This is a genomic window from Streptomyces sp. NPDC059456 (assembly GCF_042750055.1).
GTDB lineage: Bacteria > Actinomycetota > Actinomycetes > Streptomycetales > Streptomycetaceae > Streptomyces.
The window spans coordinates 1-7,473 of the sequence record NZ_JBHYVA010000422.1 but is presented as its reverse complement, the minus strand read 5'-3'; the positions used below and the strand labels follow the sequence as shown (position 1 = coordinate 7,473).

Here is a 7,473-nt window from a genome sequence, read left to right as displayed (position 1 = left end):
GGTCCTGGTCCAGGGTGATGCGGCCGAAGTCCATGGCGACCGTCGTGGTCGTCTTGTCCCCGGTGTGGGTCAGATCGTCGATGCCGGCGGACGCGCTGGTCATGACGGCTTCGGTGCGCAGCGGGTTGATCTCGGAGACCGCGCCGACGAACGTGGTCTTGCCCACGCCGAAGCCGCCCGCCACCACGATCTTCGCGGAGGTGGTGGAGCGAGCCGCTCCGCCGTTAGAGCTTGCGAAGTCCACTGAGCACCCTTTCGAGCAGTGTCACATCTGGCTGGCCGCCGGCAGACTCGTCGCCGCCGGGCTGGTGAATGGCGACAAGGCCCGCCTCCGCCAGGTCGGCGACGAGGATTCGGGCGACACCAAGAGGAATGGAGAGAAGTGCCGAGATCTCCGCGACGGATTTGATCTCCTGGCACAGACGGCAGATGCGCTGGTGCTCGGGCAACTGCCCTTGCAGCCGCGCGGGATCGGCCGTGGTACTGACCAGCGCCTCGATGGCGAGCTGGTAGCGCGGCCGGGTACGGCCGCCGGTCATCGCGTACGGACGCACCAGCGGGTTGTGGGCCTTGGGCGCCTGGGGGACGCCCCGCTGGGGCTGCTGACGAGCCCGGTGAGGCGGCTGGACCTGCTGGGGCTGGCCGTACGGCTGCTGCTGGTAGGGATTGTGCTCCGGCATGGGCCGGCTGGGAGAGGAGGGGAAGTTGAAGCGGTTCTGGTCGTGCTGCCCACCCTGCGGCTGCTGAGCGCCGCCATAAGGATGACCTCCGGGTGTTGTCACGTTTCCTCCTCCGACTCCAAGAACGCAGTACTCCCTGTGGAACCGCGCCACCGCACCCTATGGTGCGATGACGCGAAACGCACTGCCTGTTTGCTAGTTGAGAAGACTTCCCTGCAGCTCCGAACGCAGTTCCGGCGTGAGGACACTGCCTGCCCGGTCCACAAGGAGGGCCATCTCGTAGCCCACGAGGCCGATGTCGCACTCGGGGTGCGCGAGCACCGCGAGCGAGGATCCGTCCGAGACGGACATGAGGAAGAGGAATCCCCGGTCCATCTCGACCACGGTCTGGTTGACGGCGCCACCCTCGAAGATGCGGGAGGCTCCGGCGGTCAGCGACGTCAGACCGGAGGCCACGGCCGCCAGCTGATCGGCGCGGTCGCGCGGGAATCCGTCGGACATCGCCAGAAGAAGGCCGTCGGCGGAGACCACCACCGTGTGGGACACCCCGGGGGTGTTGTCCACGAAGTTGGTGATCAACCAGTTCAGGTTCTGTGCCGCCTGGCTCATCGGGCTCACACTAACGCTCCTGGTCATAGCTGTTACTTGACTGCTCAGAACCCGCGCTGCGTCCCTGCTGGACACCGCGCCGCAGGTTGCTCAACCTGCCGCGGACGTCCTCCGGTGCGCGGGAGACCTGGGGGCCGCCCTGCGGGGTCGTCTCCGCTGCGCCCTCGACCAGGTTGGCCTTGGGCACGCGCCGAGGGAGTCCGGACGGGGTGACCCCGCCCGCCTTCGGCTCACGGAGTTTGGCGGCCTGCTGCCAGCGCTCGTCGTTGTTCGAGCGCCAGGCGTTGCTGCCTTCCTCGTCCCGCTCCGGGGCGGCGGGCTGCTGCTGTCGCTGCGGCCGCTGCTCGAAGAGGGATCCGGTGGACTCCGCTTCCTTCTGCGCCGGCTGCCACTGCTGCTGGCTGCCGCGTCGCGGCAGGCCCGCTCCGGTCACTTCGTGGCCGGTGTCGGCAGCGGCGCCCGGACGGTCGAAGCCTACGCGGTCCGCGGCGGGTTCGGGACCGGACTGGGGTTCCGATTCGGTCCCGTATCCCTGCTGGTAGCCGCCCGAATAGGTGTTCTGCTCGGGCCACTCGGCCTGCTGCGACTGGGATGCGTAGCCATCGTCGTACGCCGGGGCGTCCTGCGGGCGATCCTGATAACCGGCTTCCGGATAACCGTAGTCCTGCTGCGGGTACCCCTCGTACCCCTGCTGGGCCCCGTGGGCCTGCCGGGAGTCGTACGAGGTGTCGTAACCGGGCTCGGGCTGCTGCTCGAACTCCTGGTACTGCTGGTAGCCGTGCTCAGGCTGGGGTTCCGCATACTCCTGCTCGGCGTACTCGCCCTGCTGCTCCTGACCGTAGCCCACCTGGGCTTCGAGAGCGGCCCGGCGGTCCTGCTGGGCCAGGGAGCGGCCGACCGGGTCCATGCCGGGGCCCTCGCCGCCCTGCTGGTCGGCGCCGCGGCCCTCGTACCGGGAGTCGTCGAAGCCGAGCTCGGCGGCCGTACGCAGCGGTACGGCCTGCTGGGCCTGCTGCTGCGGGATCATCGACGACACGGTGAAGTCGTCGTCCGGGATCCCCTCGCCACCACCACCATGGGTGATCGCGTCGGGGAGCATGACCAGCGACGTGGTGCCGGCGGCCTCGCCCGAGGGGCGCAGCTGGACGCGGATGTTGTGGCGGTCCGCCAGCCGGCCGACCACGAAGAGACCCATGCGCTGGGAGATCGCGGCGTCCACGGTCGGCGGGTTGGCCAGCTTGTGGTTGATGTCCGCGAAGTCCTCGGCGGTGAGGCCGATGCCCTTGTCGTGGATCTCGACCATGACGCGGCCGTCGGGCAGACGCGTGGCGTTGACGCGGACCTTGGTCTGCGGGGAGGAGAACGTGGTGGCGTTCTCCAGGAGCTCGGCGAGCAGGTGCACGAGGTCGGTCACGGCCTGGCCGTGGATCTCGGCCTCGGAGACGCCCGAGAGCTCGATGCGCTCGTACTGCTCCACCTCGGAGGAGGCGGCGCGCAGGACGTCGACGAGGGGGACCGGCTGGTCCCAGCGGCGGCCCGGTTCCTCACCCGCGAGGATGAGGAGGTTCTCGCCGTTGCGGCGCATGCGCGTGGCCAGGTGGTCCAGGCGGAAGAGGTTCTCCAGCTGGTCCGGGTCGGCCTCGTTGTTCTCCAGGTCGGTGATGAGGGTCAGCTGGCCCTCGATCAGCGACTGGTTGCGTATGGAGAGGTTGGTGAAGATCGCGTTGACGTTGCCCCGCAGGAGCGCCTGCTCGGCGGCGAGCCGGACCGCTTCCCGGTGGACCTGGTCGAAGGCGCGGGCGACCTCGCCGATCTCGTCCTGGGAGTTGATCGGGATCGGCGCGACACGGGTGTCGACCTTGCCGGGGTCGGTGCGCGAGAGCTGGTCGACGAGCATCGGCAGGCGCTGCTCGGCGACGTCGAAGGCGGCGGTGCGCAGCCGGCGCATCGAGCGGCTCATGGAGCGGGCCATCATGCCGGCCAGGATGAAGGCGGCGAGCAGGGCCACGACCACGATGGCGCCGGTCCAGATGGCGTCGTTGCGGGCCGAGTCGGACAGCGCGACGGAGTCGTCGACCGCCTTCGCGAGGAGTTCCTTCTCGATCTCGGCGTAGCCCTCGAACTTGGCGGTGGCCGCGGCCTGCCAGGCCTGCGGAGTGGTGCCGCCGGCGATGATCTTCGCCTTGCCGTCGCCGCTCGCGATCGCGTCGGTCATGCCGGTGAGGGCGGAGCCGTTCACCATGGGCGGAGCCTTGAAGACGGTGCCGGCCTGCTCGGCCTGCTGCTTGGCAGCGGCGAGCTTGGCGGCGCCCTCCTCCGACTTCTTGCCCATGACCTCCTTGAGGCGGTTCACGTCGTCCTCGGTACCCGCCGCGACGTACTCGCCGATGGCGATGTCCTCGAGGTAGGCGTACGAGGAGAAGGCGACGAGCTGGGCCTTGCGGACCTGCTCGTTCTCGTTGGGGCGCACGAGGAGGTGGGTGCCGACCGAGCGCTGGAGCGAGTTGGCGGCCTTGGCCAGTTCGACCGCGTAGACCATGCGGCCGTAGCTGGTGACGTTGCCGGTGCCCAGGCCGAGTTCGTTGGAGAACGTCATGAGGTAGTGCTGGACCAGCACGTACCCCTCTTCGGTCGGGATCGGACCGTTCGCGCTGGGCGGGTTCTTCTTCTCCGTCTCCTGCGCGACGTAGGCGGTGGCGCGGACGGCCGCGAGCTTGGGCTCCTCCTGATGGAAGAGCTCGATGCGGCGCGCCAGCCCCTGGTTCGCGTTGGAGGGGAGGTCCTTGGCGGCCTCGGCGAACTTGGCCTTGGCCGTGTCGGTGGCCGCGTAGGCCTTCGCGACGGCCTCGTTGTTCTTGTCGCCCCGCAGGAGCGGTTCGGCCGTGAGGTCGCGCTCGTTGAGGAGGGCCTGGCCGTATTCGGCCGCCGCCTGGACGATGCGGGCGGTCTTCTCGGCGTCCTTGGCTTCGTTCCAGCTGTCGACGGAGCCCTTCACCTGGAAGCCGCCCATGACCAGTCCGACGAGGACGGGTACGAGCAGGATGGCGTTCAGCTTGGTCGGCACGCGCCAGTTGCGGGGTGCGAACCTGCTGGTGCTGCCGCTCTTCGCCGGCGGGTCCACGGGTACGTCGACGGGCGACGTGCCCGCGCGCTGCGGCGGGGTGAAGTTGCCACGCGCGGGTTCATCCGCGGGGCTCGCGTTGCTTCGCCTCACTCGACCAACAACCTCTCGGCGGTGCTACTAGCTAGTTAGTTGAATTGCAGCACGGTTAACGGCCGTGTTCCAAACACCTGGAATCAGCCATTCCCAGAACCTTACGTGCCACATAAATCGGACATAAAGAGCGAGCTGCGGCAAAAAAGGAGCGGGTTGTGAGCGCAGCGGCACCGCCCGACCGCGCCCTGTGTCCGAGTGGCTGCAATTCTCTGTCGAAACGTTATGAACCAAGAAGGCGGGCCGTGTCCTATGACACAGCCCGCCCTCTCATGTTGTGAAGAACCAGTGGTACTTGAGTGGTGGCCCTTGAGCCGCGTCGCCCGGGTCGTGTTACTTGAGTCGGGCCATGAGGGCGTGCTCGACGAGCGTGATGAGCGCGCTCTTGGCGTCCGCGCGGTGGCGGGCGTCGGTGGTGATGATCGGGGCGTCCGGGCCGATCTGCAGCGCCTCGCGGACTTCCTCCGGGGTGTACGGCTGGTGTCCGTCGAACCCGTTGAGGGCGATGACGAACGGCAGGCCGCTGTTCTCGAAGTAGTCGACCGCGGGGAAGCAGTCCGCCAGGCGCCGCGTGTCGACGAGGACGACGGCGCCGATGGCACCGCGGACGAGGTCGTCCCACATGAACCAGAACCGGTCCTGACCCGGGGTACCGAAGAGGTACAGGATCAGGTCCTGGTCCAGGGTGATGCGGCCGAAGTCCATGGCGACCGTCGTGGTCGTCTTGTCCCCGGTGTGGGTCAGATCGTCGATGCCGGCGGACGCGGACGTCATGACGGCTTCGGTACGCAGCGGATTGATCTCCGAGACGGCCCCGACGAACGTGGTCTTGCCCACGCCGAACCCGCCCGCCACCACGATCTTCGCGGAGGTGGTGGAGCGGGCGGTTCCGCCATTAGAGCTTGCGAAGTCCACTGAGCACCCTTTCGAGCAGCGTTACATCCGGCGTGCCGCCGGCCTCTCCATTGCCCGGCTGGTGGATGGCCACCATTCCGGCCTCCGCCAGGTCGGCGACGAGGATCCGGGCGACACCGAGCGGCATCGACAGCAGTGCGGAGACCTCCGCGACCGACTTGACCTCGCGGCACAGCGTGCAGATGCGCTGGTGCTCGGGAAGCAGGCCGGACAGGTGCATCGGATCGGCCGTGGTGCTCACCAGCGCCTCTATGGCGAGCTGGTAGCGGGGCCGGGTCCGGCCGCCGGTCATCGCGTACGGACGAACGAGCGGCTGGTCGCCTTCCGAGTACGACGAATCGCCGTAACCATCGGAGTAGGCGGGGGGCGGGGTCATTGATCCTCCGGGCTGGACAGCAGTGGTCAGCGTGCCGTCTGACGGGGCGGCCGGTGGGGGGACGGTATGACGGCCTGGCGGTGGTACTGGGTTCCGGGGCCGGAGCCCCGGTTCCCCCGGCCGGAAGTACCGTCCGGCCGGGAGATGTGGCGTCAGATGAGCAGGCTTCCCTGCAGCTCCGCGCGCAGGTCCGGGGTGAGGACGCTGCCGGCGCGGTCCACGAGGAGGGCCATCTCGTAGCCGACGAGGCCGATGTCGCACTCGGGGTGTGCGAGCACGGCCAGTGAGGATCCGTCCGAGACGGACATGAGGAAGAGGAATCCGCGGTCCATCTCGACCACGGTCTGGTTGACGGCGCCGCCCTCGAAGATGCGGGAGGCTCCGGCGGTCAGCGACGTCAGGCCGGAGGCCACGGCCGCCAGCTGATCGGCGCGGTCGCGGGGGAAGCCTTCGGACATCGCCAGAAGGAGGCCGTCGGCGGAGACCACCACCGTGTGGGACACCCCGGGGGTGTTGTCCACGAAGTTGGTGATCAACCAGTTCAGATTCTGTGCCGCCTGGCTCATCGAACTCAACTAACGCTCCTGCTGGTAAGTGGGGTCGATGTGGTAACTGCCGGTCGCCGGGCCGTTGTTGCCGGCCTGACGGCCCTGCTGGATACCCCGTCGGAGGTTGGTCAGACGGCCGCGGACGTCGTCCGGCGCTCGCGAGACCTGCGGGCCCGACTGTGCGTCGGCCTGCTGCTGCGCGGTGCCGGCCACGAGGTTCGCCCGCGGTACCCGGCGGGGCAGCCCCGAGGTGGTGATGCCGCCGGCGGCGGGCTGGCGCACGCGCTCCGCCTGCCGCATCAGCTCGTCGTTCGGCGAGGACCGCCAGCTGACGGTCGGCGAACTGCCGGTCGTCGCCTGGGCGGGCTCGGCCGCGGGCTCCTGGCCGCGCTGCGGCAGCGGCTGCTGCGAGCGCTGCGGGGAAGCCGGAGCCGGTGCGGACTGCTGCGGCTGCTGGGGAGCCGGTGCCTGACCGGAGGCCTGCTGCTCCTCCTGGTGGAACCAGTTCGACTCCAGCGTGTCGAAGATCGGGCTGCGCTCGTTGCCGGGGCTCGGGGCCGGCGGCAGCGCCTCCGGCTGGGGGGCCTGCGGCAGCTGCGGAGCCTGCGGCTGCTGCTGGGGGAAGCTGCCGACACCGGGACCGCCGGGCCGCGGGGCCTGGAAGTCCGGGCGGGCGAACTGCCCCGTGGCGGACGGGTCCGCCGGGCCGCCCAGCTCCGGGCGCTCGAACTGCCCGGTGGTGGACATGTTCTGGCCGGCCGGGGGCATCGGGGCCCGCAGGTCGGGACGCTCGTACTGGCCGGTGGTGCTGTTGCCGGCCGGCGGGCGCGGGGCGTTGAAGTCAGGACGGGGGAACTCGGACGTCGAACCGGGGCCCGAGAGCTCGTCGTGGCCGCGCGGGACCTCCTGGCCGCCGTGGCGCGACTGGTCGGCACCCCAGCTGGTGGTCTGCGGGACCCCGGCGGGACCGCCGCCCGCACCCGGAAGTTCCGGACGGGAGGACGGGCCACCGCGCGGCGGCAGCTGCGGCCGGTTGCCGCGCTGGGCCGGGGCGGCGGGAGCCTGGACCGAGGGGACCGGGCCCGTGGGGGCGGCGGGCTGCTGCGGCCGCTCGAAGCCGTTGCCCTGCGG

The 7,473-nt window shown here is 69.8% G+C and carries 7 protein-coding genes and 1 pseudogene; all 8 read right to left on the bottom strand.

Going from position 1 to position 7,473, the window contains the following annotated elements:
- A partial coding sequence (locus ACFXA3_RS28980; protein WP_385191459.1) for an ATP/GTP-binding protein occupies positions 1-244 on the bottom strand: 244 nt, incomplete at its 3' end.
- Positions 225-782: a DUF742 domain-containing protein gene (locus tag ACFXA3_RS28975; protein ID WP_385191457.1), complete on the bottom strand. Its 558-nt coding sequence runs from the start codon at positions 780-782 to the stop codon at positions 225-227. The genes ACFXA3_RS28980 and ACFXA3_RS28975, both read right to left, overlap by 20 nt.
- Before the next feature lie 93 nt (positions 783-875).
- Positions 876-1,289, bottom strand: coding sequence for a roadblock/LC7 domain-containing protein (locus ACFXA3_RS28970; RefSeq protein WP_008739857.1), 414 nt, complete (start codon positions 1,287-1,289; stop codon positions 876-878).
- A 10-nt stretch (positions 1,290-1,299) separates the two neighbouring features.
- Positions 1,300-4,503, bottom strand: a complete 3,204-nt coding sequence (locus ACFXA3_RS28965) for a nitrate- and nitrite sensing domain-containing protein (RefSeq protein ID WP_385191455.1) — start codon at positions 4,501-4,503, stop codon at positions 1,300-1,302.
- A gap of 333 nt (positions 4,504-4,836) precedes the next feature.
- Positions 4,837-5,418 (bottom strand): ATP/GTP-binding protein, encoded by a 582-nt coding sequence (locus ACFXA3_RS28960; RefSeq protein WP_385191453.1) that lies wholly within the window; start codon positions 5,416-5,418, stop codon positions 4,837-4,839.
- Positions 5,399-5,794, bottom strand: coding sequence for a DUF742 domain-containing protein (locus tag ACFXA3_RS28955; protein WP_054223559.1), 396 nt, complete (start codon positions 5,792-5,794; stop codon positions 5,399-5,401). The genes ACFXA3_RS28960 and ACFXA3_RS28955 overlap by 20 nt, the downstream gene beginning before the upstream one ends.
- 152 nt (positions 5,795-5,946) lie before the next feature.
- Positions 5,947-6,360 (bottom strand): roadblock/LC7 domain-containing protein, encoded by a 414-nt coding sequence (locus ACFXA3_RS28950; protein WP_008739864.1) that lies wholly within the window; start codon positions 6,358-6,360, stop codon positions 5,947-5,949.
- Between the two features lie 9 nt (positions 6,361-6,369).
- Positions 6,370-7,473: pseudogene (locus tag ACFXA3_RS28945) on the bottom strand (histidine kinase); the annotation flags it as partial.

Coding starts and splice junctions, on each gene's coding strand:
- ACFXA3_RS28970 (WP_008739857.1), bottom strand. CDS start 1,289: ATGAGCCAGGCGGCACAGAACCTGAACTGGTTGATCACCAACTTCGTG.
- ACFXA3_RS28955 (WP_054223559.1), bottom strand. CDS start 5,794: ATGACCCCGCCCCCCGCCTACTCCGATGGTTACGGCGATTCGTCGTAC.
- ACFXA3_RS28950 (WP_008739864.1), bottom strand. CDS start 6,360: ATGAGCCAGGCGGCACAGAATCTGAACTGGTTGATCACCAACTTCGTG.